22 protein-coding genes and 2 pseudogenes are annotated in these 25,181 nt (G+C 63.6%); 17 read left to right on the forward strand and 7 right to left on the reverse strand.

Features of this window, described 5'->3' with window-relative positions:
* Positions 1–20 precede the first annotated feature (20 nt).
* Positions 21–836 carry an oxidoreductase gene (locus tag FJ960_RS11145; RefSeq protein ID WP_140713870.1) on the forward strand — a complete coding sequence of 272 codons (816 nt, stop codon included), beginning with the start codon at positions 21–23 and terminating at the stop codon, positions 834–836.
* Between the two features lie 171 nt (positions 837–1,007).
* Here the strand turns inward: FJ960_RS11145 and FJ960_RS11150 are convergent, their stop codons facing one another.
* Positions 1,008–1,220, reverse strand: coding sequence for a 4-oxalocrotonate tautomerase family protein (locus tag FJ960_RS11150; protein WP_027144271.1), 213 nt, complete (start codon positions 1,218–1,220; stop codon positions 1,008–1,010).
* A gap of 76 nt (positions 1,221–1,296) precedes the next feature.
* Positions 1,297–2,052, reverse strand: coding sequence for an SDR family oxidoreductase (locus FJ960_RS11155; protein WP_140713872.1), 756 nt, complete (start codon positions 2,050–2,052; stop codon positions 1,297–1,299).
* A 103-nt stretch (positions 2,053–2,155) separates the two neighbouring features.
* Between FJ960_RS11155 and FJ960_RS11160 the strand changes: the two genes are divergently transcribed.
* From FJ960_RS11160 to FJ960_RS11185, 6 genes and pseudogenes are all read left to right on the forward strand, one after another.
* On the forward strand, positions 2,156–3,049 hold the full coding sequence (locus FJ960_RS11160) for a LysR family transcriptional regulator (protein ID WP_140713874.1): 894 nt from the start codon (positions 2,156–2,158) through the stop codon (positions 3,047–3,049).
* 89 nt (positions 3,050–3,138) lie between these two features.
* Positions 3,139–3,598, forward strand: a pseudogene (locus FJ960_RS11165) (AMP-binding protein); the annotation flags it as partial.
* 167 nt (positions 3,599–3,765) lie between these two features.
* Positions 3,766–4,506 (forward strand): ATP-binding cassette domain-containing protein, encoded by a 741-nt coding sequence (locus FJ960_RS11170; protein WP_027144267.1) that lies wholly within the window; start codon positions 3,766–3,768, stop codon positions 4,504–4,506.
* Positions 4,507–4,561: 55 nt separating this feature from the next.
* Positions 4,562–5,623 carry an ABC transporter permease gene (locus FJ960_RS11175; protein ID WP_140508635.1) on the forward strand — a complete coding sequence of 354 codons (1,062 nt, stop codon included), beginning with the start codon at positions 4,562–4,564 and terminating at the stop codon, positions 5,621–5,623.
* 94 nt (positions 5,624–5,717) lie between these two features.
* Positions 5,718–6,680: a sugar-binding protein gene (locus tag FJ960_RS11180; RefSeq protein WP_246672714.1), complete on the forward strand. Its 963-nt coding sequence runs from the start codon at positions 5,718–5,720 to the stop codon at positions 6,678–6,680.
* 51 nt (positions 6,681–6,731) lie between these two features.
* On the forward strand, positions 6,732–7,481 hold the full coding sequence (locus tag FJ960_RS11185) for a glucose 1-dehydrogenase (protein ID WP_140508690.1): 750 nt from the start codon (positions 6,732–6,734) through the stop codon (positions 7,479–7,481).
* Between the two features lie 66 nt (positions 7,482–7,547).
* Here FJ960_RS11185 and FJ960_RS11190 read toward each other — a convergent pair.
* Positions 7,548–7,784: pseudogene (locus tag FJ960_RS11190) on the reverse strand (LysR family transcriptional regulator); the annotation flags it as partial.
* Positions 7,785–7,902: 118 nt separating this feature from the next.
* Here FJ960_RS11190 and FJ960_RS11195 point away from each other — a divergent pair.
* Entirely contained in the window at positions 7,903–8,442 is a 540-nt protein-coding gene (locus FJ960_RS11195; RefSeq protein WP_181166678.1) for a hypothetical protein, read from the forward strand.
* A gap of 693 nt (positions 8,443–9,135) precedes the next feature.
* On the opposite strand, the gene FJ960_RS11200 is transcribed toward FJ960_RS11195, so the two are convergent.
* A complete protein-coding gene (locus FJ960_RS11200; protein ID WP_140713879.1) occupies positions 9,136–10,026 on the reverse strand; it encodes a LysR family transcriptional regulator in 891 nt (296 codons plus the stop codon).
* Positions 10,027–10,234: 208 nt separating this feature from the next.
* On the opposite strand from FJ960_RS11200, the gene FJ960_RS11205 reads away from it, so the two are divergent.
* Both FJ960_RS11205 and FJ960_RS11210 read left to right on the forward strand, forming a co-directional pair.
* Positions 10,235–11,170 carry a DMT family transporter gene (locus FJ960_RS11205; RefSeq protein WP_140713881.1) on the forward strand — a complete coding sequence of 312 codons (936 nt, stop codon included), beginning with the start codon at positions 10,235–10,237 and terminating at the stop codon, positions 11,168–11,170.
* Positions 11,171–11,218: 48 nt separating this feature from the next.
* Positions 11,219–11,941: a haloacid dehalogenase type II gene (locus FJ960_RS11210; protein WP_140713883.1), complete on the forward strand. Its 723-nt coding sequence runs from the start codon at positions 11,219–11,221 to the stop codon at positions 11,939–11,941.
* Between the two features lie 52 nt (positions 11,942–11,993).
* Here FJ960_RS11210 and FJ960_RS11215 read toward each other — a convergent pair whose 3' ends face one another.
* Positions 11,994–14,003 (reverse strand): ABC transporter ATP-binding protein/permease, encoded by a 2,010-nt coding sequence (locus FJ960_RS11215; RefSeq protein ID WP_140713988.1) that lies wholly within the window; start codon positions 14,001–14,003, stop codon positions 11,994–11,996.
* Positions 14,004–14,177: 174 nt separating this feature from the next.
* On the opposite strand from FJ960_RS11215, the gene FJ960_RS11220 reads away from it, so the two are divergent.
* Both FJ960_RS11220 and htpG read left to right on the forward strand, forming a co-directional pair.
* Entirely contained in the window at positions 14,178–15,062 is an 885-nt protein-coding gene (locus FJ960_RS11220) for a hypothetical protein (protein WP_140713885.1), read from the forward strand.
* A 214-nt stretch (positions 15,063–15,276) separates the two neighbouring features.
* Positions 15,277–17,169: a molecular chaperone HtpG gene (gene htpG, locus FJ960_RS11225; RefSeq protein WP_140713887.1), complete on the forward strand. Its 1,893-nt coding sequence runs from the start codon at positions 15,277–15,279 to the stop codon at positions 17,167–17,169.
* A gap of 99 nt (positions 17,170–17,268) precedes the next feature.
* Here the strand turns inward: htpG and FJ960_RS11230 are convergent, their stop codons facing one another.
* Positions 17,269–17,970, reverse strand: coding sequence for an alpha/beta hydrolase (locus FJ960_RS11230; RefSeq protein ID WP_140713889.1), 702 nt, complete (start codon positions 17,968–17,970; stop codon positions 17,269–17,271).
* A 186-nt stretch (positions 17,971–18,156) separates the two neighbouring features.
* On the opposite strand from FJ960_RS11230, the gene FJ960_RS11235 reads away from it, so the two are divergent.
* The 5 genes from FJ960_RS11235 (at position 18,157) to FJ960_RS11255 (ending at position 23,925) form a co-directional block, all read left to right on the forward strand.
* Positions 18,157–19,707: a winged helix-turn-helix domain-containing protein gene (locus FJ960_RS11235; RefSeq protein WP_140713891.1), complete on the forward strand. Its 1,551-nt coding sequence runs from the start codon at positions 18,157–18,159 to the stop codon at positions 19,705–19,707.
* 239 nt (positions 19,708–19,946) lie between these two features.
* On the forward strand, positions 19,947–20,783 hold the full coding sequence (locus tag FJ960_RS11240) for an ABC transporter permease (protein ID WP_246672717.1): 837 nt from the start codon (positions 19,947–19,949) through the stop codon (positions 20,781–20,783).
* A 13-nt stretch (positions 20,784–20,796) separates the two neighbouring features.
* The gene (locus tag FJ960_RS11245) at positions 20,797–21,639 is read left to right on the forward strand and encodes an ABC transporter permease (RefSeq protein ID WP_140713895.1); all 843 of its coding nucleotides are present in this window, start codon (positions 20,797–20,799) and stop codon (positions 21,637–21,639) included.
* On the forward strand, positions 21,636–22,778 hold the full coding sequence (locus FJ960_RS11250) for an ABC transporter substrate-binding protein (RefSeq protein WP_140508611.1): 1,143 nt from the start codon (positions 21,636–21,638) through the stop codon (positions 22,776–22,778). Before FJ960_RS11245 ends, FJ960_RS11250 begins: the two co-directional genes overlap by 4 nt.
* Positions 22,771–23,925 carry an ABC transporter ATP-binding protein gene (locus tag FJ960_RS11255; RefSeq protein WP_140713897.1) on the forward strand — a complete coding sequence of 385 codons (1,155 nt, stop codon included), beginning with the start codon at positions 22,771–22,773 and terminating at the stop codon, positions 23,923–23,925. The genes FJ960_RS11250 and FJ960_RS11255 overlap by 8 nt, the downstream gene beginning before the upstream one ends.
* A gap of 19 nt (positions 23,926–23,944) precedes the next feature.
* Here FJ960_RS11255 and FJ960_RS11260 read toward each other — a convergent pair whose 3' ends face one another.
* Positions 23,945–24,925, reverse strand: a complete 981-nt coding sequence (locus FJ960_RS11260; RefSeq protein WP_140713899.1) for a GlxA family transcriptional regulator — start codon at positions 24,923–24,925, stop codon at positions 23,945–23,947.
* Positions 24,926–25,181: the final 256 nt, after the last annotated feature.

The raw sequence follows: 25,181 nt of genomic DNA on the forward strand, positions 1-25,181 counted from the left end.
GCATCTCGAAGGATATTGAAATGAATACCAAAAATCGCGGCGTCGCCGTCATCACCGGGGCAGCCGGCGGTATCGGACTTGCAACGGCCAAGGCCCTTCTGTCGGCCGGCTACCGCGTCTTCGGCACGAGCCGGAAAGCCACAACCGGGTCGCCGGCCGGGATCACCATGCTGAGCTGCGACGTGACCGATGCGGACTCCGTCGCACGCATGGTGTCGGAGGTCGTAAGCCAGGCCGGGCGCATAGACCTGCTCGTCAACAATGCCGGCACTGCACTGATCGCGGGCGCGGAAGAATCGTCGGTCGAACAGGCAAAGGCCCTTTTCGACGTCAACGTCTTCGGTCTCATCCGCGTCATAAACGAGGTACTGCCGATCATGCGGCGCCAGGGTAGCGGCCGGATCGTCAACATCAGCTCGGTCGTCGGCTTTGTCCCCAGCCCGTTCAGCGCGCTCTACACATCCACAAAACATGCCGTCGAGGGCTATTCCGAATCGCTGGATCATGAGGTCCGTCCCTTCGGTGTTCGCGTCCTGCTGGTCGAACCGGCCTTCACCCGCACCGCTCTCGATCACAATGCGACGAAGCCGGACAGGATGATGAGTGTCTATGATCAGGCGCGGGCAACGGCGACCGCGGTCTGGAACAGTGCAATCGAAGCCGGCGATGCTCCCGAGATCGTCGGCCAGGCGGTCGTCACCGCGGCCACCGCGACATCGCCGAAGCTGCGCTATCCCGCCAGCAAGCGGGCGCGCCGCCTGTACCTGCTGCGACGGTTCGTTCCCGCGAATGCTTTCGACAAAAGCCTTCGAAAACAGATGAACCTGCCGGCGTGACAAACGCCACCGTTCGGCGGGCAAGTTTCGAGACGCCGCCCTGAACGAAGCGAGACAGGTGGACAGCCAAGAGCTGCCCACCCGGCCCCCGCCACCATACCCCCACGAACAGGGCGGACGTTGGTGTGCGCGGCCACCAGTCGTCATATGACGGGTATCGCGTTCGGAGGCCTATTCCTTGGCGCGAAAAGCTTCCGGCACGATGAAAACCTCGTCGGCGCGGCCATAGCCGCCGTCAGCGACTTCCTCCACCAGCACCATCGTGTAGGGCCGCACGCCCTCGCCGAAAAAATCGACGAACATGGCTGTGGTCCGATGGATGAGGTCTTCCTTCTGCGCCTTGGAGAGCGCCGCCTGCGGCATCTTGATATTGGCGAACGGCATGATCTTTTCCTTGTTTCTGGAGGTTGGTTTCGGGTTTGGGATGGAGCAGGTCGGCAGGCAGCAGCGGCCCGCCGCCTCAGATCACGCCGCCATTGGCGCGGATGATTTGTCCGTTGATCCAGCCGCTGTCCGGCCCGGCCAGGAACGAGACCACGCCGGCAATGTCGTCGGGCTGGCCGAGCCTGCCGAGCGGGATCATTTTGGCCGTGGCCTCGATCTGCGCCGGGCTCTTGCCGTCCGTGAACAGCGCCGTCTCGACCGGCCCGGGCGCCACCGCGTTGACGGTGATGGCGCGCGCGCCAAGCTCCTTAGCCAGGATGTGCGTCATCGCCTCGACGGCCGCCTTGGTGGCGGCATAGACGCCGTAACCCGGCTGGTAGAGGCCGACGACGCTGCTCGAGAAATTGACGATGCGGCCGCCATCGCGAAGGCGTTTTGCGCCTTCGCGCATGCCACGGAACACGCCGCCGAGATTGATCGCGACCTGGGTGTCGAAGAAGGCGTCATCGGCCTGTGCGATCGGCGAAAGCTTCATGATGCCGGCATTGTTGATAAGGATGTCGATGCCGCCGAACGCCTTCTCGCCGGCATCGAAAAGGCTGGCGATGCCGGCCGGATCGGCGATGTCGGCCTGCACGGCGATCGCCTTGCCGCCATCGGCTTCGATGGCGCGCACCAGCGCCTCGGCCTCCGCTTGTCCGCGCGCATAATTGACGACGACGGCGATACCGTCGCGGGCGAGCCGCCGCGCGATCGCCGCGCCGATGCCCTTGGAGGCGCCGGTCACGATCGCCGCCCTGGCTTGGCCCGTGCTTGCTTGGTCAGATGTCATGGAAGTCTCTCCTTCTGTTGGTGAGACAGATATAGGCGAGGCCAACTTCCGGATAATCAGCCATCTCTTGACATCACTATTCGGAAACTGCGAACAAAAGCCCATGGATCGGCTCGACACAATGCGGCTCTTCGTTCGCGTGCTGGAACGGCGCAGCTTCACCGCTGCCGCCGCCGATCTCGGCCTGCCGCGCTCAACCGCGACGGAAGCGGTCCGGCGGCTGGAAGAGCATCTTGGCGCCCGGCTGCTGGAGCGCACGACGCGCCAGGTGAACGCCACGCAGGACGGCGAGGCCTATTACCGGCGCTGCCTGTCGATCCTGGCCGAGATCGAGGACGCCGAGGCCGCCTTCCGCGACGCCGAGCCGTTCGGCCTGCTGCGCATCGACGCCAGCACGCTGCTCACCCGCACCTTCCTGTTGCCGCGCCTGCCGGAATTCCTCGCCCGCTTTCCCCGCATCGACCTGCAGATCGGCCAGAGCGACCGGCTGGTCGACCTCGTGCGCGAGGGTGTCGACTGCGTCATCCGCGTCGGCGAACCGCCCGACAGCGGCATGATCATGCGGCGCCTTGGCATGATCCGCGAGATGACCTGCGCCAGCCCCGCCTATCTCTCTCGCCACGGCACGCCCGCCTCCCCCGATGCGCTGGATGGCCATCAGGCGGTGCGCTTCGTCTCCTCGCGCACCGGCGAAGTGCTGCCCTTCGAATTCACCGTCGGCGGCAAGACGCGCGAGGTCAGGCTGCCCGGCCGCGTCGCCGCCAACAATTCCGACACCGCCGCCGACTTGGCGCGGCTCGGCCTCGGCCTCATCCAGGCGCCGCGCTATCGCTTCGAGAAGGACCTTGCCGACGGCACGCTGGTCGAGGTGCTGGCCGAGTACCCGCCTTCGCCCACGCCATTGTCGGCGCTCTACCCGCAGAACCGGCAGCTCTCGCCGCGCCTGCGCGTTTTCCTCGACTGGGCGGCAGGCATCTTCGCCGAGGCGAGCCTTTAGACGTCCATCGTTGCCCATTGGCGCCATCTGATGTCAATGTCGCCGCGACGGCGCGCCATGGGACATGGAGCACCGTCAGGGAGATTTTCATGACCAGGACAAAGACCGGCTTGCCGCGCTATGACGATACCGTTGCGGGCTTTCGTATAAAGTTCGTATAAAGGATGAGATCGCCAGACTGCAGGGCGACCCTGCGACCGGCATCAACGCCTATGTGGAATGCTGCGGCCGGCACGCCGGCGCGTGTCGGCACTCTGCTGAAGCAGAGGGCGTCGGCCCCGGCGATGTCGTGGCCGGCATGCTGCCGCGCATTCCCGAACTGGTGGCGCTGATCCTCGGCGCCTGGCGCATCGGCGCCGTCTACCAGCCGCTGTTCACCGCCTTCGGCCCGAAGGCGATCGAGCATCGCCTGGGCTACAGCGGCGCAAAGCTGGTGGTCACCAATCCCGCCAATCGCGGCAAGCTCGACGAGGTCGCGAACCCTCCGCAAATCGCCACCATCCTCGCGGTGGCGATGCGTTGGTTGAAGGCGACATCGATTTCCGCGCCACCCATGGGCTGAAATCAATCCGCCAGACCGAACCTCTCCCGCCGTCTCAGTTAAGGTGATCGCCGGAAACCCTAATCCAATAAATCATTGTGTTGAAAGCGTTTCGCTGATTAGCTGTCCTGCATATGGCCGGGACAATTGGCAATGTTGTCCGGAGAGGACCGCGATGCCGGTACTTGAGGTTCGCCACGTCTCCAAGAATTTTGGGGCCATCCAGGCCCTGACGGACGTTAGCTTCCAAGTGGAGCGAGGCGAAGTCGTGGGGCTGATGGGGGACAACGGTGCCGGCAAGTCAACGATAGTCAAAACGGTGGCCGGGAATTTCCCGCCGAACGACGGCGAAATTGTCGTGGACGGCGAGGTTTGTCACTTCCATAAACCCGTCCAAGCGCGGGCCAAAGGTATCGAAGTCGTCTATCAGGATCTTGCGCTCGCCGACAATTTGACGGCCGCGCAGAACGTCTTTCTTGGCCGCGAGATGAAGAAGGGCTTCTGGCCAATCAAGGTGCTCGATAAACAGGCGATGATCGAGCGTTCGGCATCGCTGTTCAAGGAACTGAAATCGGAAACCCGGCCGAGCGACCTCGTCAGGAAGATGTCGGGTGGACAGCGTCAGGCGGTAGCCATCGCGCGGACCCGGCTTTCAAACGCCAAGCTGGTGCTGATGGACGAACCGACCGCCGCTATTTCGGTGCGTCAGGTGGCGGAAGTGCTTGAATTGATCCGACGCCTCAAAGCGCAAGGGGTTGGCGTCATGTTGATCAGCCATCGCATGCCTGACGTTTTCGCTGTCTCAGATCGTATCATTGTGCTCAGGCGGGGTTCGAAGGTTGCCGACAAGGATGCCGGCGACACATCACCCGAGGAAATCACTGGACTAATAACGGGGGCCATCCGTGGCGAATAGTGCTCGGGAGTCAGTTAGTGTCAGGGAGTCTGCCCGGGAAACCAGCCGACCGGGCATGTCTGAGTTCGTCCCGACCAAGGAAAAGACCGCGCTCCAAAGTGTGATGTCAAGTCAGCCCTTCTGGGTGACGATCGCGCTCATTGCACTCGTCACCTGGATGACTGCCATGGAACCGAGCTTCGGGACTTCCGAAAACGCCGCCAACGTCACGCGCAACTTCGCACCTTTCGGCATCATGGCGCTCGGCATGACGGTGGTGATCATTACTGGTGGCATCGATCTGTCGGTCGGCTCGATCATGGGCCTCGTGGTCATTGTCGCCGGCCTGTTTCTGACCTGGCACTATCCCTGGTACGTGGCCTTCGCCATCGGCCTTTTCGCCGGTATGGCTTGCGGCGCGGTCAATGGTTTCTTCGTCGCTTATGTCGGAATGCCATCCTTCGTGGTCACCCTCGGCATGCTGTCGGCGGCGCGCTCGCTCGCGGTCGTATTCTCGGCCAACCAAATGCTCTACCAATTCGGGCCCGATGCTCCAATCGTGAAAGCGATCGGTCAGTGGAGATGGCCGCTGCATGGGCCCGAGCACTGGGCACCGCACTGGATACCAGAACTGTCATCGCAATTCTGGACCATGGTGGTTCTGGCCCTCATCGTCGGCTTCGTGTTCAATTTTACTGCCTGGGCCCGGCATCTCTTCGCCATCGGCGGCAATGAGGACGCGGCACGGCTTACCGGCGTTCCGGTCGACTGGATCAAATTCGAGGCCTACGTCTTCTCGGCTTTCACCGCCTCGCTCGCCTCCCTCCTGCTCCTCGGCTACAACGGCTCAGCCATCAACGCCATGGGCCAGGGGTACGAGCTGCGCGTGATCGCCGCGACAGTCATTGGCGGCGCCAGCCTCATGGGCGGCGCCGGCACGGCCTTCGGCGCGATCATCGGTTCAGCCTTCCTCGAAGTGATCAGGAACGCTCTGCTGATGGCCGGCATCGATTCAAATTGGCAGGGTGCCTTCGTCGGCGCCTTCATCGTTCTTGCGGTTCTCCTGGGCATGCAGACCGGCGGCAAATCCATTCTCGCCAAGTCGCTGGCCGTCTTGATGCCCAAGAAAAGCCGCTAGAAACCCGCCGGCGGGAGGCCTGCGGGACATCCAGCTAGGAGGAGAACGTGACATGAAAAAACATCTGCTGACGGCCGCCGTGGCGCTTGGCGCAATGGTGCTCGCCGTTTCCGGCGCCCAGGCGAAATATACGTTCGCCCTGGTACCGAAGAACATGAACAATCCCTTTTTTGACCAGGCACGCGACGGCTGCAAGAAGGCCGAAGCTGAATCGAAGGGCGCCGTGGAGTGCATGTATATAGGCCCCGGCGAGCATGGCGGCGGCGACGAGCAGGTTCAGATCGTGCAGGATCTCGTAGCCAAGAAGGTGGACGGCATCGCCGTGTCGCCATCGAATGCCGCGGCGATGGCGGTTGCGCTGCAGGCCGCCAAGGAAGCCGGTATCCCGGTGCTCACTTGGGATTCCGACCTCCTGCCCGAGAACAAGGATCTTCGCGCCGCCTATATCGGCACCCACAATTATGAGATCGGTGTGAACCTTGCCAAGCTGGCCATGCAGGTCAAGCCCAAGGGGGGCACGATCTGCATCCAATCGGGCGGCGCGGCGGCGGCCAACCACAATGAACGCATGCAGGGCATTCGCGATACGCTTTCGGGCACCAAATCGGCCGCCTCGCCCGGGGACCGGCTAACCGGCCAGAACGGCTGGACCGAAATCGAAGGCTGTCCGCTCTACACCAACGATGATTTTCCTCTTTCGGTGCAGCAGTTTGAAGACATCATGGCGAAGAACCCGAATCTCGACGCGTTCATCCCAACCGGTGGTTTCCCGCAGTTCATCCCCGACGCCAACCGTGCTGCGGTCGCACCGTACAAAGACAAGATCGCCAAGAAAGAACTGGCGCTGGTCGTTGCCGATACCTTGCCCACGCAAATTGAACAAATGAAGGAAGGATACTCCCTCGGGCAGGTTGGCCAGCGCCCGTTCGAAATGGGCTACAAGACGATGATGGCACTGAAGGATATGAAGGACGGCAAGGCTCCGCCGGCTGACCCGACCTACACGGGCCTCGACGTTTGTACTCCACAGACAGCGGATACCTGCGTCGCCAAATAGTGCTTGCCTAAGGGCGGGAGGAAACTCCCGCCCCTTGCTACAGGAACCTCTATGTCGCAATTGTTCTCGCTCAAGGGCCGTGTCGCATTGGTGACGGGCGCTTCGCGTGGTCTCGGCTTCGCCATGGCCAAGGCACTTGCCGAGAACGGCGCGACGGTGATCGTCAATGCCCGCGACATCCACGCCCTGTCAGCAGCGGCCGAAAGGATCGGTGCCGAAGCCCTGCCGTTCGATGTCACTGATGCGGCGATCTCGAAGGCATCGCTCGAAGGAATGGTCGAACGCCATGGCCGTCTGGATATTCTGATCAACAACGCTGGCATCCAGCATCGCAGGCCGTTGGTGGAATGGGAGGACGAGGATTTCGACAGAGTGATTGCCGTCAATCTTTCGTCCTGCTTTCGAATGATACGCGACGCCGTGCGCTTGATGCTGCCCAACAAGTTTGGGCGTATCATAAACACCGGATCGGTTGCAGGGATCCTTGGCCGTCCCACCATTCATGCCTATGTTGCCGCGAAGGCGGGCCTGCATGGATTGACACGCTCCACTGCAGCTGAGATGGGCCGTCACGGCATCACGATCAACGCGATCGCGCCCGGGTATTTCGCAACGGAACTCAACACCGCGCTAATGAACGACGAAGCCTTCACCAAATGGGTCGAAGCGCGGACCCCTGCAGGCCGCTGGGCCCGGGCTGAGGAACTCGGTGGAGCCGCGGTGTTTCTCGCCTCAGATGCTGCCGCCTACGTCAATGGACATGTATTGGCCGTCGACGGCGGTCTATCGGTTTCGCTCTGAACCGCTAGCTGCTTTCACCATCTGTCAGGGCGTGTGCCAGGGCGATAAAGATCGCCTGCCACCAAAAATTGCCGAAGCCCTCGAACATTCGAACACGATCTCGAACACCATTCCCTCGACCTGGCCGAGATCGAGGCCCCAACGGCGATAGAAGCAGTTGTCGTCGAAGGACGGGAACGGGTCCCCTTTCGCCAGGATCAGTTCGGGCGACTTCACCCAATGCAGGCTCTCGCGGAAGAGCAGGATGTCGGTGGGCCGGACCTCATGCTGGAACACCTGGATGATGGCTGCATCGAGCGCCCCCCAACAGGAAACTTCCGAGACCGCAGAGAGCGCCGCATCATCATGATTGCGATCGGAAGGAACAATGCGGAAAGGGCCTCGTTGGTGGGGTGCCACGTTTGCTTGTAGGTTGCTGCCGATGAAACTCGAGGACGAAGCCCGCCACAAATCCGAAGATGTGGACAATGCAGTCCTCACAGACGTCGTGCTTGCCTTGCAGCGGCGGGTCGAGGTGAACCACGATTTCGATATCCCTTATCTTGCCGGTTACAGCGAGGATGGGCGAACCGTCTATATCGACCGGCACTTACCGCGCACCATGGCGTCGCAAGGCCGGGCGGTAAGGCTTGCGCCCTTTTTGGTCACGCATGAAGTGGTCGAGAAATCGCTCTTGGACAAATTGCGACTTCACTATCTGCATGCCCACCAAATAGCGCTGCGGGCGGAGCGAGATGCCGTCCGCGCAGCCCGTGTTTCATGGCAGGCCTACCAGGCCCTGATGAAGAGCAACGAGAAGCCCATCGACGAGGAGAAGGTGAAGGCCGTCCCTCACGACCTCGACCTGACGCCCTATCGAGATTTGAAAGATTTCCCAGTGCTGGACCGGTTGGTCAAAGCAGCCCAGGGATCGAAAGACGGGGGCAGATCGCAGCCACCCGCGAGGAACCGCGCCAGATGATGAGCGGGTGAATGGGGAGGGCTTGACCTCCTTCCCTGTCAAGGCGTCTGACAGGGGTCGTCGAGCTGACCAACGGCTCGACCCTAGCTACCGATAGTAATGCCTGTGATGTCGCCTGTGGTGGTGATGCCGGTGCGGGTAATAGTACCGGTGATAATACCTGTGGTGGTATCGGAAGTACGGCCGATATGGCTGGTAATACGAGCCATAGTATGGGCCGTAGTATGGGCCGTAATACGGGTTGTAATAGGGCCGGTAGGGGAATGGCGGGCCTCCGAAACCCCCAAAAAAACCACCGAACGGTGAGAACAGAAATTGCGCCTTGGTTGGTGAAGTCACAGCGGCTGTGGCAGCAAGCGCGAGCACAGATGCCAATATCAGCTTTCTCACGGTTACCTCCATTAGTTCGAGTTTAAATAACGCGAACGCCGGCTGACTCGTTCCTTGCGTTCCGCAACCCATCCCAGCCGCTGCCGTGTGAGATTCAAAAGGCCGCCACCGCAGGAAGCGGACTGTTGCGTCGGATTGACCGAGGCGGCGCGGGCAAGGCGTTGAGGCGCCACGCTCCCGTTTCGCCGACAGCTCGGATCAGCGATTGACATCGCGCATGTCATGGATGCGGCGCAAAGCAGACGTCCAGCACCGATCGGCTCATGGAGGGACAAGAACGCCCACGCCTCTCCGCCATCCCCCTCACACCGCGATCTGCAGCGTCCCGTGGCGCCTCACCTCGGCCTCGATCTCCTTCACCAGCGTCTCCAGCGCGGGGTTGCGGGCGTTGCGGGCGCGGCGGATGACGTAGGCGAGGTCCGGAGGCTTGGGGAACTGCTTGTCGGCGATCTCCATGCCGGGCTGCAGGTGCCGCTGGCTGAGCAGCGCGACGCCGAGCCCGGAGGTCACGCCGGCGATGATGCCGGCCGCGCTCGAACATTCGAACACGATCTCGAACACCGTTCCCTCGTCCTGGCCGAGATCGAGGCCCCAACGGCGATAGAAGCAGTTGTCGTCGAAGGACAGGAACGGGACCGGCTCCCCCTTCGCCAGGATCAGTTCGGGCGACTTCACCCAATGCAGGCTCTCGCGGAAGAGCAGGATGTCGGTGGGGCGGACCTCGTGCTGGAACACCTGGATAATGGCCGCGTCGAGCGCCCCCTCGCCCAGCAGCTTCTGCAAGGCCAGGCTCATGCGCACTTGCGTGCGCACGCTCACCTCAGGGTAGAGCCGGCGAAACCGGCCAAGAATGCGCGACAGGTCCGTGCAGGTCGTATCCTCGGTCATCCCCAACGCGATCTTTCCTTGCAGCGTGCTTTTCGACAGGCTCAGGATCGCCTCGTCATGGATGCCCAGGATGCGCCTGGCATAGCCCAGCAGATCCTGCCCTGAACTGGTGAACATCGGCGCATTGGCCTTGCGGCTGAGGATTTCGCAGTCGAGGCTCGCTTCCAGCCGCCTGATCTTGTGGCTGACGGCCGACTGCGACAGGCCCAGCACCTCGGCCGCGCGGGTGACGCCGCCATGTTTCTCGATCGCCACCATCGCCCGCAAGGCATCGACATCCAGGCGGCGGCTCATCACTCCAGCCATGACAATCCTCGTTTGAAACGAAAGCGGCGCTCCCAAATCCTGCGCAGAACCTGTTCGCAGGCAAATTGAAATGCCAGATTTAGTGGCAATTTCATGGATGCATCGAAATTTGTCATGTGCAAACGCGTGCGCACCGCCATAAGTCCGCCCCGGCACGCATTCAACCCCGCACCCATTCAACGCCCGCACCCATTCAACGAATGACCGCATGACGCTCCCGAAACATCAGCCCCATCGCCTGGCCTGGCCGCTTATGGCGGCCGCGCTGGTCGTCAGCTGGAGTTCCGGCTTCGTCGGCATCCGCTACGCCAGCGAGAGTGCCGACGTCATGCTGGTGCTGTTCTGGCGGACCTTGATGTCGGGACTGATCCTTCTGCCCTTCGCGCTCATGGTCGGGCCGCGCATCGGCGCACGCGCCCTGATGCGGCAGATGGCGTTCGGCGTGGCGATGATGTTCCTCTATCTCGGCGGCTTCGCGCTTGCCATCGGCCAGCGCGTACCGACCGGCCTGGTCGCGCTGATCTCCGACCTCGTCCCCCTCGCCATCGCGGCACTGTCGCAGCCCATCCTGGGCCACCGGCTGACATCGAGGCAATGGACCGGAACGGCGCTAGGGGCGCTGGGTTTGCTGATCGTCTCGCTCAACAGCCTCAGCCTCGGGACAGCGCCGGCCTGGGCATATATTGTGACCATCGCGTCCATGATGGTCTTCGCCCTGGTGACCGTGCTGCAGAAACGGATGGGGACGATCGACATGCCCATCCACCAGAGCCTGTGCATCCAATGCATGACGGCGGCGATGCTTTTTGCCGCCTGCGCCGGCTGCATTGGCGGGCTGATGCCGCCGCTTGATGGCCGGTTCGAGTTCGGCATCGCCTGGCTGGTGCTGTTTTCGACCTTCTTCTGCTACGGCGTCTACTATGTGAGCCTGCGCCTCCACAGCGCCGCGCAGGTCAGCAGCGTGATCTATCTCAGCCCGCCGGTGACGATGCTCTGGGCCTGGCTGCTGTTCGGCGAGCCGCTTTCTGCGGCGATGTTCCTCGGCCTGGCGGTGACGCTGTTCGGCGTCTGGCTGACGTCGCCGCGCGGCACGGTATCCAAGGGCGAGACAAGTCTAGGCCCGATCGGGCAACCGGCCGATTGATCGTGATCCCGCACCAAACCGACCATGGACCCTAAGGGAGTGAACCTCATGAAGCTGACTGATTTCAAGGCGCTGACCTTCGACTGCTACGGCACCCTCATAGATTGGGAATCCGGCATGATCGAAGCCCTGAAGCCGCTGACCGGACGGGTTGGCCGCGGCCTTGGCCGCGACGAGATCCTGCAGGCGCACGCAAGGCACGAATCCAGCCAGCAGAACTGGACGCCGCAGAAACGCTACCGAGACCTTCTGGCTGTCGTCTACAAAAGGCTCGCCGAGGAATGGGGCGTCGTGGCCACGCCGGAGGAATGCATCGCCTATGGCCTAAGCGTGAAGGACTGGCCGGCCTTTGCCGACACAGCCGCCGCCCTGCAATACCTCAAGAAGCACTACAGGCTGATCATCCTCTCCAACGTCGACAATACGAGCTTCTCCTTCAGCAACAGGAAGCTCGGCGTCGATTTCGATGCGATCTACACGGCGGAGGACATCGGCTCCTACAAGCCGTCGCCCCGGAATTTCGACTATATGCTTGGAAAGCTTGCGACGCTCGGGATTGGCGACAAGGAGGTCCTGCACACGGCCGAAAGCCTGTTCCACGACCACACCGTCGCCAACCAGCTGGGCCTCGCATCGTGCTGGATCCACCGCCGGCACGCCGATCAGGGTTTTGGCGCCACGATGCATCCCGGCGACATGCCGAAGGTGGACTTCCGCTTCGACAGCATGGCCGACCTCGTGGAGGCGCATAGGGAGGAATTGCGCGCCTGATGGAAGGGCTGCCGGGGCCATCCCAGCGGAAGCCCAACTCGCCTGACGGCCATCAAGTCTTTTTACGGGCGGCGCCGCGCTTGTCGGCCCGCCCACCGGAACCCCACAAGGCGCGGCCGAGCAAGCCCCTGCGCCGGCGCGGGACAAGATCGATATCGCTGACGAGCTTGGCGCCGCCTTTGCGCCGCTCGAGCGTGATCTTGCGGCTGTGGAACGCCTCCAGCTCGGCCCGGTGCGCCACGCTCAAGATGGTCACATTTGGCAATTCCTGGATGATGGTCTCCATCATCCTGTCCTGGCTCTTCTCGTCGAGTGCCGCCGTTGCCTCATCCAGCACGATGATGTCGGGCGCGTGCAGGAGGAGCCGCGCGAAAGCCAGCCGCTGCTTCTCGCCGCCCGACAGGGTCTGGTCCCATGGCGCCTCTTCGTCGATCCGGTCGCCGAGATAAGCGAGCCCCACCTTGTCGAGGGCGGCCCTGATCTGTGGAACCGTCCAGTCATCGGCGGCACCTGGATAGGCGGCCGCCCGGCGCAGCGTGCCCGAGGGAATGTAGGGGCGCTGCGGCAGCATGAACAAGCGCTTGCCGGGGTGGAAATCGACGCTGCCGCCACCCCACGGCCACAGCCCCGCTATCGCCCGCACCAGCGTGCTCTTGCCCGTACCGGATTCGCCGGCCACCAGCAGCCGCTCGCCCGGTTGGATCACGACCTCGGTTTCCTTGACCACGGCGGTGCCGTCATCGAGCGACACGGAGAGATTGTTGAGGCTGAGCATAGTATCGTCCTTGGTCCGGCCGCGAGTGATGCGCCCGAGCGCGTCGCTCTCTTCCGCGCGCTCGAGCCCGTCGAGCGACATCATCAGCGAGGCAATGCGCCGTGCCGAGGCGTTCCAGTCGGCGAGACGCGGGTAGTTGTCGACCAGCCATCCGAACGCGCCCTGCACGATTGCAAAGGCCGATGCCGCCTGCATGACCTGCCCGAGCGACATCGAGCCCTCGAGGAATTTTGGCGCGCACAAAAGCACCGGCACCACGGGCGCGAACAGGCTCGATCCCTGCGAGACCAGCGCCGTGCGCATGTGCTGGCCCGCAAGCATCGCCCACCGCTTCAGCACGCCGGCGAAGGTCCTGTCGATGCCGCTGCGTTCCTCCTGCTCGCCGCCGAGCAGGGCGATGCTCTCACCATTTTCGCGCACACGCATCAGCGTGTAGCGAAATTCCGCTTCCGCCTGGTTCTTCTGCTCGGAGAGTTCAACGAAATGCCGGCCGATGACCACCATCGAGGTAGAAGTGATGGCCGCATAGATGACCGCGGTGACGACGAGGAAGCCTGGAATGGTGATGTTGGCGCCGCCGATCGGCAGCGTCAGCGCGCCGCCGATCGTCCACAGCACGACGATGAAGGTCGAGGCCGCCAGGAAGGCGTTGAGCACGCCGGAGACGAAATCGACGGGCGATTCGGTGGCGATCCGCAGATCGTCGGCGATGCGGGCCTCCGGGTTCTGGTGATCGCCGCTGACGAGATTGAGCTGGTAGTAGCGGCCATTGGTGAGCCAGCGGCCGATGACCGATGTGGTGAGCCAGGAGCGCCAGCGGCGCTGGATGGTCATGCGCAGATAAACCTGCGCGACGACGAGGCTGACGCTTCCAAGCACCAGCGGCACGAACACGGCGCTCAGGAAATAGACGGTCGGTGCATTGCGCTGTTCGATGGCGTCGAAGATCGAGCGGTTCCAGACATTGATCCCGTACTGGAAGCCGACATTGACGCAGATCATAATCAGGAGTCCGATCGTGAATGGCCAGGCGAGCTTGTCGCCGCGCCGGCTCCAATAACCGCGCGCGCTGATCCAGAAACGCTTCAGCAGATATTTCTTGCGCGCCTGCTCGGCCTGTTCGGGACTCAGTTGCGGATCGGGTTCCCCCGCCGCTGGCGGCGGTGCGGCCTCGCCCACGACCTCGGAGGCGGCCTCGACATCGGGGGCCTTCTCCCGGCGGGGCTTGCTGGCACCGTTTGGCTTGGCGCCGCCGGCCGGCTTCGGTTTGGGTTTGATGTCTGCCACAACGGCCATAACGGCGTGGAAATCGGAAGGTTTCATTGCCCTTCTCGATATGACGGCCTCCCACCGTGCGAAGGCTGTCCTGGTGCCCCGATATCTGCAACGCCTCGCCAGACTTCACCGCCGCACAATCGCCACCAAGCCACGCGAAGAGCTTGTAAAAACGGAGGTTCCACGATGCGTCTGGTCTGGACTTTGGTGTTCGCGCTGGCGAGCGGTGCGGCCTGTGCCGCTTCGCCGGAGGACGACTACATCGCCGCGCGCGACAAGGCGATATCAGCCATCGCCGCGATGGAAAGCGCGAACGCTCCCGTCGAGACACTCGATGCTGCCAGTGAAAAGGCCCGCGCCGATCTCGAGCAGCGCCTTTCGGCGCTTCTCGGACCTTTCACGGTCAAGGGTTTTCCGGCGGCCGGCACGATCAACATCGAAAGCCTCAGTTCCTCCGATGTCGGCTTTGGCATGCTGGACGGGCTGCGCCACGGCACTGAGGACGGCCCCAGCATCGTGGTATCGACGCGCGGGCTGGTCGAGCGCTGGCTCCAATCGCGCGCCGCCGAGACGGACGCCGATCTCAAACTGCCCACCAGCTTCGACGCGGCGCTGAAGCTCGATGCCTTCTACACCCAGGCCATCGGCAGCGACGCCGCGTTCACAGGCACGCTCGACTTCACCCTGAAGACGCCCGATGGCGCCGACATGGCGATTGCCCGCCTCGGCGGCTGGGCACAGGATGTCGGGCCGAACTACGACCAGGAGGTCGTCGTCACGCTCGTTAGGGGCAACAGCGTCATGATCGCCGAGGCGCCCGCGACGCCCCCCGTCCCGAAGATCGCGGCCTGCGACGCGGTCTGGACCGCCGCCGACGCCGCCGCCCAGAAACTGGTCAAGCAAGCCACCGGCGACGGCGACGACAATACATCCGATGCCGCCGACGCCGCCTGGGCAAAAGGCGACAGCGACTTCCGCGCTTGCATGGCCAAGAACCTGCCCGACAACCCCGTCTTCCCCGCGCTGCTTGCCCAGGCGCAGACGCTTGCCGACCACATGGCGGGCAAGTAGGGCGCGGAAGCTGCCAATCTCCCCCACGGGGGGAGATTGGTTATTTCGCTGTCAGCGCCGTTTCCGCCCCCTTGCGGCCCCCGCACCCCATGACGATATTGTCGGCGCGCTGGCCTTGCTGAACGCGGTTGCCAGCACGGTTGAAAATGGTTGAAAGGAAGTCCTGAACGCGCCATGGCGCGGCGGGCGGATGAACAGCGTGGGAAACTCGGCAATGACGACAGACACAAAAGCGACGGAAACCAAGGCATTCGAGGCGGATGTTTCCCGGCTGCTGCACATGATGGTGCACTCGGTCTATTCCGATAAGGACGTCTTCCTGCGTGAACTGATTTCCAACGCCGCTGACGCCTGCGAGAAGCTGCGCTTCGAGGCCGTCAGTCATCCGGAATTGCTGGCCGACGATCCGAAACCCCGCATCTCGATATCGGCCGACGCCGACAGCAAGCTGATCACCGTCGAGGACAACGGCATCGGCATGAGCCGCGACGACATGACGGAGGCGCTGGGCACGATCGCGCGCTCGGGCACGCGCGCCTTCATCGAGCGCGTCGGTGCGGGCAATGCCAGCGAAGACACGCAGCTCATCGGCCAGTTCGGCGTCGGCTTCTACTCCGCCTTCATGGTGGCGACCCGCGTCGATGTCATCAGCCGCCTGGCGGGGAGCGCCGAGGCCTGGCGATGGTCGTCCGATGGCAAGGGTTCCTACGAGATCGCGCCCGCCCCGCTCGAAGCGGCACCCAAACGCGGCACCCGCGTCGTGCTGCATCTGATGGACGATGCTGTGTCCTACACCGGATCCTACCGGCTCGAGCAACTGGCGAAATCGCAGTCGGGCCACGTGCCGGTGCCGATCACGCTCATCGAGAAACCCGGCGCCGAGGCGCGCGACATTGCCGATGGCACGGCCCTTTGGGTCAGGCCGAAAAGCGAGATCAAGCCCGAGGAATACACCGATTTCTACCGCGGCCTCTCCGGCCAGTATGACGAGCCGGCCGCCACCATCCATTTCCGCGCCGAAGGCCGGCAGGAATACAGCGTACTGGCCTTCGTGCCCGGCTCGCGTCCCTTCGATCTCTTCGACCAGGACCGCAAGGGCCGTATGAAACTCTATGTGCGCCGCGTCTTCATCACCGACGAGGCCGATTTGTTGCCGCGCTACCTGCGCTTCATGCGTGGGCTGGTCGATTCCGCCGACCTGCCGCTCAACGTCTCGCGCGAGATGATCCAGGAAAGCCCGCTGCTGGCCGCGATCCGCAAGGGCCTGATCAACCGCGTGCTCGGCGATCTCGCCAAGCTGGCGGAGAACGAGGCCGAGGCTTTTGCGAAAATCTGGGAGAATTTCGGCGTCGTCCTCAAGGAAGGGCTCTACGAGGACCATGAGCGGCGCGAGCAGCTCTTGAAGCTCGCCCGCTTCCGTTCGACCACCTCGGGCGAAAATTGGCGCGGCCTTGCCGATTATGTCTCGGCGATGAAGGAAGGCCAGAAGGCGATTTTCTTCATGGCCGGCGACGACCGTGCGCGGCTCGAAGGCTCGCCGCAGCTCGAAGGTTTTAGGGCACGCGGCATAGAGGTGCTGCTGCTCACCGACCCCGTCGACAGTTTCTGGACGTCGATGGCGCCGGAGTTCGACGGCAAGCCGTTCAAGTCGGTGACGCAGGGCGGGGCGGAGCTTTCCGACATCTCCTTGCTCGATGATGCGAAGAAGCCGGACAGGGCGGCGACGCCCGAAGTCGATGGCTTCCTGGCCTTCGTCAAGGCGGCGCTTGGCGATGCCGTGTCGGATGTGAAGCCTTCCGACCGCCTGACCGAAAGCGCGGTGTGCCTGGTGGCGCCCGAACATGGTCCGGACCGGCAGTTCGAGCGGCTGCTCAACGCCGCCGGCCGCCTCGACAAGACGGCCAAACCGATCCTCGAGATCAACCCTCGCCACGAGCGCGTCCTGGCGCTCGCCGGCCTCGGCGACGACGAACAGGCCTTCAAGGACGATGCCGCCCACCTTCTCTATGACGAGGCGCGCGTGCTCGACGGCGACAAGCCTGCCGACGCCAGGGCATTCTCGGAGCGTCTGGCTCGGCTGATCGCGCGCGGCCTGCCGAAGGGCTGAGGCCAGTCGGCGCCTCGGCCGGAACAGGCAAAGACCTGGGCGCCGCCGGACGCCCAGGCCTTTTTGGGAGGCCAGGCCTTTTGTTGGAGGGAGGCCGGTTCAGTTCCCGCCGACGCTGGCGGCTGCGTCCTTGATCAGCTTGGCGACGGATGCGGGATCGGAAACGTAGACCGCGTGGCTGCCGGGCACTTCCACCGTCGTCGCGCCGGCCCGATTTGCCATCTGGCGCTGTGCCGGCGGCGGGATCATATGGTCGTCGGTAGCGACGAGATACCAGCTCGGCTTCACCCTCCAGGCCGGCTTGGTGACCTTGCCTTCGAGTGCGGCCACGGCCCACGGCACCTGCGAGTCCGCCATGAAGGAGGCGAGCGAAGGACGGACGTCGGCGGCGAACGAGGCGGCGAACTTGGCCTCGTCGAGCATCAGGAAGCCGTCGACGGGCGGCAGGATCGGCGGCACGGCGGCGCCGGGAGGCGGGTTGGCGATGAGGGTCGAGACCGACTCGCCGGCATCGGCGGCGAAGGCCGCGATGTAGACGACGGCTGAAACCTTGGGATCGGTGCCGGCTTCCGACACCACGACGCCGCCATAGGAGTGGCCGACCAGGATGACGTTGCCGGGAGCGGCGGCGATGGCGCGCTTGGTGAAAGCGACGTCGTCGGCGAGCGAGGTGGTCGGGTTCTGGACGATGGTGACGTCGTAGCCGTCCTCCTTGAGCTGGTTATGGACCCCTTCCCAGCCGGAGCCGTCGACAAAGCCGCCATGGACGAGGACGACCGAATTTGCCGCGGTGTTGGACATTTGAGTTCTCCTTTTCAAATCGTTGTTTGCGTTGGTTGCAGGAGGACTATGCGCCGGGTCCGCCGCGCTCGCTTTGAGGTGACCTTCAGGACCTCTTGATTTTGTCTTGAGAGGGCTTTGATTTTGCGCCCACGACACGTCTACAGTGTCCAGGTCAGCGTTTCCGCCCCATCTGGAGCCAGCAATTTGCCGTATCTTTTCGAGGACTTCGCTCTGGACGGCGACCGGCGCGAACTACGCAGGGGCAACGAGCTGGTCCCCGTCGAGCCGCAGGTGTTCGATCTCCTGCAATATCTGATCCGCAATCGCGAGCGGGTGGTCAGCAAGGACGATTTGGTCGATGCGGTCTGGCGGGGACGAATCGTCTCCGACGCCACGCTTGCCAGCCGTGTCAATGCCGCCCGCGGCGCCCTTCAGGACAATGGCGAGCAGCAGCGCCTCGTCCGTACCATCCTGCGCCGGGGCTTTCGTTTCGTCGGCACCGTACGCGAGGAAGCCGGCGCCGAGGCGGCAGCGCCGGTGGGGACACCCAAGCCTGGCCTCGGCATTCCCGCCCGCCCCTCCATCGCCGTTCTGCCTTTCGTGAACATGAGCGGCGACGCGGATCAGGACTATTTTGCCGACGGCATGGCCGAGGACATCGTCACCGGCCTGTCGCGCATCCGCTGGCTGTTCGTCATCGCGCGGAATTCGAGCTTCACCTACAAGGGCCGCGCCGTCGACGTGAAGCAGGTCGGGCGCGAACTCGGCGTGCGCTATGTGCTGGAAGGCTCGGTCCGCAAGGTCGGCAGCCGCGTGCGCATCACAGGGCAGCTGATCGACGCTGAGGACGGCAGCCATCTGTGGGCCGAACGCTACGATCGCGAGTTGACCGACGTGTTCGCGCTGCAGGACGAGATCACCATCAGCGTGGTCGCGGCCATCGAGCCCAATTTGCGCCGGGCCGAGATCGAACGTGTCAAGCGCCAGCGGCCCGACAGTCTCGACGCCTACGACCTTTTTCTGCGCGCTCTGCCCGATGTCTACACCTTCATGCCCCAAGGCGCGGCCAAGGGACTGCCTCTGCTCGACCAGGCATTGGCCATCGAGCCGAGTTATGCGCTCGCCCATGGCTTTGCCGCCTGGGCGCATCAAACCCTTTTCATCCGCGGCGGCATGCTGGCGGAGCATCGCCAGAAGGCGTCGCACCATGCCCATGCGGCGATCGAGCACGGCTCGGGCGACGCGATGGCGCTGGCCTTGGCCGGCTTCACAATCGGTCTGGTCGAGCATGACCGCGGGCTGGCCAACGAGATGTTCGCGCAGGCCCTGTCGCTCAGCGCCTCCTGTGCCTTCGTCTACACTTTTGGCTGCGTGCCGGTGGCCTATGGCGGCGGTGCGGCGCGCGCCATCGACTGGTGCGAGCAGGCGATGCGGCTCTCCCCGCTCGACGCCATGAGCTGCGTGCCGCAAGGCATCATCGGCTTCGGCAATTTTCTGTCCGGCCGGCACGAACAGGCCATCGCGGCCGGTCGGCGGGCGGTGGAGCTGAACCCTGGTTTCAGCATCCTGCATGGCTGGCTGGCCGCGCCGCTGGCGAGGCTCGGACGGATCGAGGAGGCAAGAGCGTCGGCCGCACGGCTCATGGCGCTCGATCCGCATTTCACCATCGGCCGCTGGGCCACCGCCGTCGGAATCGCGCCTGGCATAATCGACGATGTCACCGACGCCCTGCGCGTCGCCGGCCTGCCGGCGTAGAAGACGGCTGCCGCCGGCAAACGCATCGGATAGATGCCCAGCCGCGGTATTGCGTTCGCCGATAATTATTCTGGTCCATCGGGCCGACACGCTGAAGTCCACTGGCTCAATCGCCGACTGTGGACATCGCGCCTCCAATCCCTCAATCTTGGTCCGGGAACAAAACAGGCGCTTCAAAGAAAGCGCTCCGGGTGCTCATGAAACGACGATGGACATTGTATGATCCACGGCTGGCCTGGATGCTCATCGCACCGGTGCTCCTGCTGCTGATCCTTTTCCTGGTGCTGCCGATCGCCGTGATGGGCGCCTACACCTTCTTCACCTTCGTCACCGCCGGCGTGGAAACGAGCGCGTTGACGACCGCGAACTGGCATGAATTCCTCACCGACAGCTACTATCACGGCTTCCTTCTGAAGACCTTGAGAGTCGGGGCCATGACGGCGCTGCTTTGCGGCGTGCTCGGCTATTTTCCCGCCTATTTCATCTGGGCCACGACCTTCAAGCACAAATGGCTGCTGTTGCTTTTGCTGATCGTGCCGTTCTGGATCAGCTTCACCATCCGCACCTTCTCCTGGATCAACATCCTGGGCGAACAGGGCGTCATCAATGTCGCGCTGCTCAAAATGGGCATCGTCAACGAGCCGTTGCCGATGCTCTACAACGAGGGCGCGGTCATCCTGGGCATGCTGCATTTTCTGCTGCCCTACATGATCCTCAACGTCTATGTCAGCCTGGAGAGCATTGATCGCACGTTGATTTCTGCGGCCCGCTCGATGGGCTGCACAAGCGCGCAGGCGTTCCGAGAGGTCACGCTGCCGCTGTCGCTGCCAGGCCTTGCGGCGGGCCTGCTGCTCTGCTTCGTGCTGGCCGCCGGCAGCTATGTGACGCCGCAGCTTCTCGGCTCGGGCCGCGACGCGCTGTTCGGCAACCTGATCTACGACACCATCATGGGCGAGCTGAACTGGCCGATGGGCGCCACGCTTTCGATCGTGCTGTTCGTCGTGCTCGGCTTCTTCGCCGCCGTCTACACGCGCTACATGGGCATGTCGCAGATCGTCAAAGGGCTTGGCGGATGATGGGGCTTGGCGGATGAGAGGAACACGGCGCAAGCAGGAAGGCAGATGGGCCTGGCGGCTGACCGGCTTCGTCACGGTCTGCGTCTACATCTTCATGTTCGCGCCGATCGTGGCGACGGTGATCCTGTCTTTCAACGCCTCGATGTTCGGCGGCTTCCCGATGACCGGCTTCAGCCTGCAATGGTACGGCAAGCTGATGGCCAACGAGGCGGTGCTGGCCGCCTTTCGCACGTCCTTGTGGATCGCCTTGGTCACCGCGATCGTCACCACCGCCGTCGGCGTCACCACGGCATTTGCCTTGGTGCGCTTCGATTTTCGCGGCAAGCAGGCGCTGAGCACGCTGGTGATCCTGCCGGCGCTGGTGCCCGAAACCATCCTCGGCGTCGGCCTGCTGGTGCTGATCAAGGCGGTCGACCAGCCGAGGACCATGCTGCTCCTGGTGCTCGGTCATATCCTGCTTGCCGTGCCCTATGTGGTGCTGATCGCGCAGGCGCGCATGATCGGCATCCGGCGCGTCTATGAGGAGGCGGCGCTGTCGCTCGGCGCCTCGCGCTTTTCGTCGTTCCGCGAGGTCACGCTGCCGCTGCTCATTCCGGCCGTGGTGGGCGGCGCGCTGCTCGCCTTCACCATCTCGTTCGACAACACCTCGGCCAGCCTGTTTTGGCGGCCGGCCGGCGTCGAGACTATGCCCACCCAGATCCTTTCCATGCTCAAGATCTCGATCAGTCCGGAAATCAACGCACTCGGCACCGTGATGATCCTTGTGACCGTCGGCATCCCGCTGTTTGGCGGCCTGATCCTGCAAAGCCTGACAAAACTGAGAAGACGTGGCGAACCAAAGGAGGAAACACAATGAAACTCACCACCACGAAGCGGCTGGAACGGCTGCACGACCGATACGCCAATGGCGACCTGAGCCGCCGCACTTTCCTGACACTGACCGCCGCCGCGGCGGCATCGGCGGGCCTTTCCATACCGTGGATGGGCCGGGCGCTCGCCGCGGTCCAGGAGGTTCGCTTCGACGGCTGGGGCGGCACGGTGCAGGACGCGATCGACAAGTTCGCCTTCCAGCCCTACACGACCAAGACCAAGATCAAGGTGGTCCAGGGCACGTTCGGCGACGAGGACGAGATCATCACCAAGATCAAGACCGCCAAGCCCGGCGACTACCAGGTCATCCATTCCTCGGGCGTCAACTACTACATCAAATATGTGAACGCCGGCCTGACCTCGGAGATCAACGAGGCCAACATTCCCAACATGGCGAATGTGCTGCAGCCGATGATCGAGCCGTTCCGCAAGCTGACGCCAAAGCTTTCGGCCATACCCTACGACTATGGCACGACGGGTATCGCCTACAACACCAAGGTGATCTCGCCGGAGGAAGCCAAGGAAAAAGGCGCGGCCCTGCTTCTCGACAAGAAATATGCCGGCAAGGTCGGCGGCTATTCCGACATGACGACGCGCGTCTGGTATGCGGCGCTTGCCACCGGACAGGATCCCAATAACCTCAAGGACATGGATGCCATCTGGGCCAAGGTGCGCGAGACGCGCGACCTCGCCAAGAAGTTCTGGAGCTCCGGCGCGGAGCTGATGGACCTGCTTTCCAAGGGCGAGATCGTGGTGACCGATGCGTGGTCGGGACGGGTCGCCGCGCTGCAGGACCAGGGCCATCCGATCGGCTATCTCGATCCGGCCGGCTCCTACGCCTGGATGGAGGACATGCTGATCCTGAAGGGCTCGCCCATGGCCGAGTGCGAGGAGCTGATCAACTTCATGCTCGACCCGGCGACCTCGATCGCGGTGGCCGAGGGCCAGAGCTATCCGCCGTCGCTCGACCCGAACAAGGTCAAGCTGACCGAGAAGATCGAGAAACTGCCGGCGTTCGACAAGACCGGCACGATGAAGTCGCTGACCTTCGCCGATCCGACCTACTGGGCGACCAACGAGGACGCCTGGACCAAGCAGTGGAACAGGATCTCCAAAGGTGCCTGAAAGCCAGGGCACGACACTCCATCCCCGGCCTGTCCTGGCCGGGGCAGCCGGCGCGAGCGCGGCCGCCGAGGCGAACAGCCCGGCGGTCGAGTTCCGCGATATCGACATCGCCTACGGCAAGTTCGTCGCGGTGCGCGATTTCTCGCTCTCGATCCGCAAGGGCAGCTTCGTCACCTTGCTCGGGCCCTCGGGCTGCGGCAAGACCACGATCCTGCGCTCCATAGCCGGCCTGGTCGATATTTCGGGCGGCCAGATCATGATCGACGGGCGGCGGGTCGACGACGTCCCGATCTACAAGCGCAACATCGGGCTGGTCTTCCAGAGCTACGCGCTGTTCCCGCACAAGAACGTGTTCGACAACGTCGCCTTCGGCCTGAAGTACCGCAACGTGCCAAAGCCAGAGATCGCCCGCAGGGTCGGCAAGGCGCTCGAAATGGTGCGGCTGCCGGGCAGCGAGAAGAAGCTGCCGTCGCAGCTGTCGGGCGGGCAGCAGCAGCGCATCGCGCTTGCCCGCGCCATCGTCTTCGAGCCGCAGGTGCTGCTGCTGGACGAACCGCTATCGGCGCTGGACGCCAACATGCGCGAGGAGATGCGCGTCGAGATCAAGAAGATCCAGAAGGAAACGGGCATCACCGCCATCTTCGTCACGCACGACCAGGAAGAAGCGCTCTCCATGTCGGATCGCATCGTGGTGATGAACGCCGGCGCGGTGGAACAGATCGGCACTCCGGAGGAGGTCTATGAGACGCCGGCCACGGCCTTCGTCGCCGACTTCCTCGGCAAGGCCAACATGCTTGCCGGGACCGTGAGCAGGTCCGGCCAAGCGGTGGTGCTTGCCACCGGCCAGACCATCAACGTGGCTTGTCCAAGGCCGCTTGGCGACGGCAGCAAGATCACCGTGGTAGTGCGGCCGCAGAAATTTTCGGTCGGTGCTGGAACGAGCGTCAACCGGCTCACTGGTCGTGTCGTCTCGGCCTCGTATCTGGGCGGCAGCGCAATCTACGAGATCGACATCGGCGGCAAGACCAGCCTCCGCGCCAACGCGCCGATCAATGGCCGCGTCCTTCGCGAAGGCGAGACGGCCGACCTCGGATTCGATCCCGAGGGCTGCGTTCTGCTCGACGAGGACGGCCAGCGGATTTCATAGGCGCCGCACGTAGCGGACTTCATTGTATCGTCGCGCCGCCGGGCCTGCGGTTGGGATGCCTGAGATAGGTTGGCGTGGTGCCGGTCTGCTGGCGGAACACGCGGCTGAAATGGCCGGCATTGGTAAAGCCGCAGCGGTAGGCGATTTCGCCGATCTGCAGGTCGCTGCCTGCGAGCAGCGACTTCGCATGGTGCACTCGTAACGCGAGATATGCCGCCATCGGGCCGATGCCCAGTTCCAGCCCGAAAAGCCGTTCGAGCTGGCGCCGCGAGCAGTTCAGGCGGGTCGCGATCTCGGCGACAGACAGCGTCTCCTGGAGGTTGCTCTCCATCAACAGCAAAGCGCGCTTCACCGCCCGGCTCGACGCCTCCGGAAACAGGTCGCCGACGGGCTGCACATCCCTGCTGCTTCTGATCCGGTCGAGCACCAGGATCTTGGCGGCCTTTTCCGCCGCCTTCCGGCCGATGAACTCGGACACGAAATGGCCTGCAAGGTCGGCGGCACCCGTGCCGCCCGCGCATGTCGAGCGGCCACGGTCGACGGTAAACAGGCTGTCGGCATGGGCGTTGACCTCCGGGAACCGGCTGCGGAAATCCTTGATGTGGAACCAGCTGACGGCGGCGCTATAGCCATCGAGCAGGCCGTAGCGCGCCAGCACGAAGCTGCCCGTGCAGAGCGCCGTCAGCGGCACGCCCTTCCCTGCGGCCCGCAACAGGAAGGCCTCCTTTTCGGAACTCAGGCTGCGGTTGGTGTCGAGCAGGCCGCCGACCACGACGACATTATCGAAATCCTCGGGATTGCCGATCCCCCCGGTCGGCAGCAGTTCGACGCCGCAACTTGCCCGGATCGGCAGACCGCGTTCGCCGACGATCTCCCAGTCGAACTCTATCCTGCGGCTGCGATCGCCCTCATCGCCCGCCAGCCGCAGCGTGTCGATGAACAGCGACAGCGGCGACAGCGTGAAGTCGCGCACCAGGAGAAACGCAAACCGCCTAGCCATTGTTGTTCGGAACCGCCTTGTCTCAAGCTTATTCGCCAGCACAATATGCTGGAACACCGGACGATGTGTTTGCCAAAAGCGGCACCGGACTTCTTGCTTATCGACGGCGGCCCAGTCCAGGGCGCCGTCGCCCAACACATGCCATCACGGCCTCGAGGGTAATAGGATCGCCCGCCGACTCGGACCAAGTGCAATTCCAACGATCGATCAGGCGTCGATGGGACGAAGAGAGCTGTGGTCAGCGCCTCGGGAATTT

Origin of the sequence: Mesorhizobium sp. B2-3-11 (assembly GCF_006442215.1) — a bacterium.
Classification (GTDB): Bacteria; Pseudomonadota; Alphaproteobacteria; order Rhizobiales; family Rhizobiaceae; genus Mesorhizobium; species Mesorhizobium salmacidum.

What these genes read in the sequence shown, in the direction of transcription:
- FJ960_RS11145 (WP_140713870.1), top strand. Translation starts at nt 21, where the DNA reads ATGAATACCAAAAATCGCGGCGTCGCCGTCATCACCGGGGCAGCCGGC.
- FJ960_RS11150 (WP_027144271.1), bottom strand. Translation starts at nt 1,220, where the DNA reads ATGCCGTTCGCCAATATCAAGATGCCGCAGGCGGCGCTCTCCAAGGCG.
- FJ960_RS11155 (WP_140713872.1), bottom strand. Translation starts at nt 2,052, where the DNA reads ATGACATCTGACCAAGCAAGCACGGGCCAAGCCAGGGCGGCGATCGTG.
- FJ960_RS11160 (WP_140713874.1), top strand. Translation starts at nt 2,156, where the DNA reads ATGGATCGGCTCGACACAATGCGGCTCTTCGTTCGCGTGCTGGAACGG.
- FJ960_RS11170 (WP_027144267.1), top strand. Translation starts at nt 3,766, where the DNA reads ATGCCGGTACTTGAGGTTCGCCACGTCTCCAAGAATTTTGGGGCCATC.
- FJ960_RS11175 (WP_140508635.1), top strand. Translation starts at nt 4,562, where the DNA reads ATGTCTGAGTTCGTCCCGACCAAGGAAAAGACCGCGCTCCAAAGTGTG.
- FJ960_RS11180 (WP_246672714.1), top strand. Translation starts at nt 5,718, where the DNA reads ATGGTGCTCGCCGTTTCCGGCGCCCAGGCGAAATATACGTTCGCCCTG.
- FJ960_RS11185 (WP_140508690.1), top strand. Translation starts at nt 6,732, where the DNA reads ATGTCGCAATTGTTCTCGCTCAAGGGCCGTGTCGCATTGGTGACGGGC.
- FJ960_RS11195 (WP_181166678.1), top strand. Translation starts at nt 7,903, where the DNA reads ATGAAACTCGAGGACGAAGCCCGCCACAAATCCGAAGATGTGGACAAT.
- FJ960_RS11200 (WP_140713879.1), bottom strand. Translation starts at nt 10,026, where the DNA reads ATGGCTGGAGTGATGAGCCGCCGCCTGGATGTCGATGCCTTGCGGGCG.
- FJ960_RS11205 (WP_140713881.1), top strand. Translation starts at nt 10,235, where the DNA reads ATGACGCTCCCGAAACATCAGCCCCATCGCCTGGCCTGGCCGCTTATG.
- FJ960_RS11210 (WP_140713883.1), top strand. Translation starts at nt 11,219, where the DNA reads ATGAAGCTGACTGATTTCAAGGCGCTGACCTTCGACTGCTACGGCACC.
- FJ960_RS11220 (WP_140713885.1), top strand. Translation starts at nt 14,178, where the DNA reads ATGCGTCTGGTCTGGACTTTGGTGTTCGCGCTGGCGAGCGGTGCGGCC.
- htpG (WP_140713887.1), top strand. Translation starts at nt 15,277, where the DNA reads ATGACGACAGACACAAAAGCGACGGAAACCAAGGCATTCGAGGCGGAT.
- FJ960_RS11230 (WP_140713889.1), bottom strand. Translation starts at nt 17,970, where the DNA reads ATGTCCAACACCGCGGCAAATTCGGTCGTCCTCGTCCATGGCGGCTTT.
- FJ960_RS11240 (WP_246672717.1), top strand. Translation starts at nt 19,947, where the DNA reads ATGCTCATCGCACCGGTGCTCCTGCTGCTGATCCTTTTCCTGGTGCTG.
- FJ960_RS11245 (WP_140713895.1), top strand. Translation starts at nt 20,797, where the DNA reads ATGAGAGGAACACGGCGCAAGCAGGAAGGCAGATGGGCCTGGCGGCTG.
- FJ960_RS11250 (WP_140508611.1), top strand. Translation starts at nt 21,636, where the DNA reads ATGAAACTCACCACCACGAAGCGGCTGGAACGGCTGCACGACCGATAC.
- FJ960_RS11260 (WP_140713899.1), bottom strand. Translation starts at nt 24,925, where the DNA reads ATGGCTAGGCGGTTTGCGTTTCTCCTGGTGCGCGACTTCACGCTGTCG.